This window comes from Mesorhizobium sp. M4B.F.Ca.ET.017.02.2.1 (assembly GCF_003998955.1).
Taxonomy (GTDB): domain Bacteria; phylum Pseudomonadota; class Alphaproteobacteria; order Rhizobiales; family Rhizobiaceae; genus Mesorhizobium; species Mesorhizobium abyssinicae.
Window position 1 is genome coordinate 1 of the sequence record NZ_RZOF01000483.1, and the last position, 3,502, is coordinate 3,502.

General features: G+C 65.5%; 1 protein-coding gene and 1 pseudogene. One reads left to right on the plus strand and one right to left on the minus strand.

Annotated features, from left to right (window positions below):
- Positions 1-3,085: autotransporter outer membrane beta-barrel domain-containing protein (locus EN738_RS32405; RefSeq protein ID WP_127287126.1), on the plus strand; the 3,085-nt coding region annotated here is incomplete at its 5' end.
- A gap of 188 nt (positions 3,086-3,273) precedes the next feature.
- On the opposite strand, the pseudogene EN738_RS32410 reads toward EN738_RS32405, so the two are convergent.
- A pseudogene (locus tag EN738_RS32410) lies at positions 3,274-3,502 on the minus strand (FMN reductase); the annotation flags it as partial.

Consider the following 3,502-nt stretch of genomic DNA (forward strand, 5'->3'; position numbering starts at 1 on the left):
CGGCGTGACGCTGCTGAATGTCGTGACCTTCGTCAACAACGGCACCGTCACGGGCGGCAGCGGGATAAACGGCGCCGTTGTCGGGAACAATGGAGCCGGCGTCAGTGCCAACAATACCGGCGCAACGATCATCAACAATGCCAGCGGCATCATCCAGGGCGGCAACAGCCAGGGCGGATATGCTGGCGCCGGCGTCTTCGTGACCGGTAGCGCCACCAAGCCTGGGACGGTCGTCAATTACGGCACGATCCGTGGCGGCTCTGACCTGACCGGGGTCGGAACCGGCAACTACGCGATCCGTAGCCGGGGAACCAATATCTCGATCACCAACTATGGTACTTTGGAAGGCGGCAATGGCGTAGCGGCGATCGGTCCTGATGGAGGTTTCCCTTTCCCTGTCACGGTCGTCAACAGCGGCACGATCCGCGCCGGCACCGGCTCCACCACCGCAATCCAATTCGCCAACAATGTCGCATCCAACTCGACGCTGGAACTTCAGGCCGGCTCGCAGATCATCGGCAACGTGATCGCCGGCATCCTGAGCACGAGCGACACGCTGCGGCTCGGCGGCGACGGGTTCGCCATACTCGACGGCGCGATCGGCGCCACCGGCCAGTACCGGAACTTCGACATCCTGCAGAAGACCGGAACCGGCACTTGGGCGCTGACCGCCGACAACACCGCCACGCAGGCCTGGACGATTTCGCAGGGCACGCTGCAGCTTGGCAATGGCGGCACGACCGGCTCGATCCTCGGTGACATAACCAACAACGGCACCCTCGCCTTCGACCGCTCCGACGCCTATACCTATGCCGGCACCATCTCCGGCAGCGGCGGGGTGAGCCAGATCGGCACCGGTACCACCGTGCTTAGCGGCGCCAACAGCTACAGCGGCGGAACCACGATGTCCAACGGCGTGCTGTCGGTGGCGGCCGACACCAATCTCGGCGACGCCGCCGGCGGCCTGACCTTCAATGGCGGCGTGCTGCAGGTGACCGGGCAAAGCTATACCGGCACGAACCGCGCGATCACTTGGGGACCTCTGGGCGGCGGCTTCGATATCGTCGATGCCGGCAATCATTTTGCCGTTAGCCAGGCGATCATCGGCGGCGGCGCGCTCAGCAAGCTTGGCGCCGGCACGCTGATCCTGACCGGCGACAACAACTACGGCGGCACGACGATCTCCGCCGGCACGCTGCAGCTCGGCAATGGCGGCGCGACAGGCTCGATCACCGGCAACGTGACCAACAACGGCATTTTGGCGTTCGACCGCTCCAACGACATGATCCTTGCCGGCGCGATCTCGGGAAGCGGCGCGGTGATCCAGCAGGGCGCGGGCAGCACGACGCTCACTGGTGCGAATACCTACAGCGGCGGCACGACAATCTCGGCCGGCACGCTGATCGGCCAGGCAACGAGCTTCGGCACCGGCAACATCCTCGACGACGCCGCGCTCGTCTTCGACCAGTCGACCAATGCCAGCTTTGCCGCGGCCATCGACGGCACCGGCACCCTCACCAAGCGGGGTCTGGGCAATCTCAATCTCACCGGCACCAATACGCTGAGCGGCGCGACCACGATCGAAGCCGGCACGCTCTCGGTCAACGGCTCGCTCGCCGACTCCGCCGTCACCATTCTGAGTGGCGGCACTCTCGGCGGCAACGGCACGGTCGGCAACACGACGCTGCAGGTCGGCGGCGTCATCGCGCCCGGCAACTCGATCGGCCAGCTCACCATCCAGGGCAATTACGTCGGCGCCGGCGGCACGGTCGAGGTCGAGGCGATGCTCGATGGCGACGCCTCCTCCACCGACAAGCTCGTCATCACTGGCGACACCTCGGGCACCGCCAACGTCAAGGTGATCGGCCTTGGCGGCGCCGGCGCGCAGACGGTCGAAGGCATCAAGATCATCGATGTCGGCGGTGTCTCGGCCGGCACGTTCGATCTGCAGGGCGACTACGTCTTTCAGGGTGACCAGGCCGTAGTGGCCGGCGCCTATGCCTACAGGCTGTATCAGAACGGCATCAGCACGCCGGCCGACGGCGACTGGTATCTGCGCTCGGCGCTGATCAACCCCGTCGATCCGGGTGGCCCGACCTCGCCGCTCTATTCGCCGGCCGTGCCGGTCTACGAGGCCTATGCCGGCGTGCTGCAGAGCTTCACCCAGCTCGGCACGCTGCAGCAGCGCATCGGCAACCGCTCATGGACTGTCGCCGACCAGTCGGCGACGGGCGCAAACCAAGGCGGCAGTCCGATCTGGGGGCGCATTGAGGCCTCGCACAGCGAATTCGAGCCGGGGACCAGCACGACCGGCACAGACTACGACGCGGACCTCTGGCGGCTGCAAGCCGGCCTCGATGTGCTGCTTTCAGAAACGGCCTCGGGAACACTTTTCGGCGGCGTCACCGTTCATTACGGCACGGTGAGGTCGGACGTCTCTTCGGCCTTCGGTGTCGGCTCGATCGATACGACCGGCTACGGCTTCGGCGGCACGCTCACCTGGTATGGCAAGAGCGGCTTCTATGTCGACACCAAGGCCGAGTTGACCTGGTTCGACAGCGACCTTGCGTCTTCGACCTTGGGCCGGACCCTTGCCAAGGGCAACAACGGCTTCGGCTACGGTCTCGGCATCGAGACCGGCCGGAAGGTCGCGCTGCAGGGCAACTGGTCGCTGACGCCACAGGCGCAGCTGAGTTATGCCTCGGTCGACTTCGACAATTTCACCGATCCTTATGGCGCTCTCGTCTCCAACGACGGCAGCGACAGCCTGGTCGGCCGCCTTGGCCTGTCGGCCGACTATGAGAGCGAATGGAAGGGCCTGACCGGCCAGTCGAGCCGCTCGCATGTCTATGGCATCGCCAACCTCTATTACGACTTCCTCGACGGCTCCGATGTCGACGTGTCGGGCACGAGGCTCGTCAGTCAGACGCGGCCGCTCTGGGGCGGGCTTGGCCTCGGCGGCTCGCTGAGCTGGGCCGACGATCGCTACTCCGTCCATGGCGAACTGCTGGCACGCACCAGCCTGGAGGATTTCGGCGACAGCCATGCTTTTGGCGGCACAGTCGGCTTCAAGATGAAGTGGTAGGGCGCGAACGAGCCGCTTTCTTGGGGGAGGACACTCGCTCCGGCAGTCGCATATTGCGTCGCGAACCGGCCAGGCTATTGGTACAATGTTGCTGCGGCCGAGGCCATCGGCTGAAGCGTCCGTAAATTGAAAAGGGCGGCGCAAGCGCCGCCCCATATCCCTTGGGAGGATAGTCTCGGGTAGACGGCTCAGGCCGCCTTGGCTTCCGCGGTGATTGCGTCGGCCGCGCGGGCCGCCTTGAGCACCTTTGCCCACCAGGCGACGTCGTTGACGAGCGCCGCGGCGGCCTGGTTCAGATGCTCGAGATCCTCGAGCTTCTTCTCGCCCTGGCGAACCGCCAGGAAATCGCCCCAAGCGATATGGACCGCCGACTTGACCGGCGCCATCTGCAGCTCGACGGCGTAGAGGCGGAGCTGC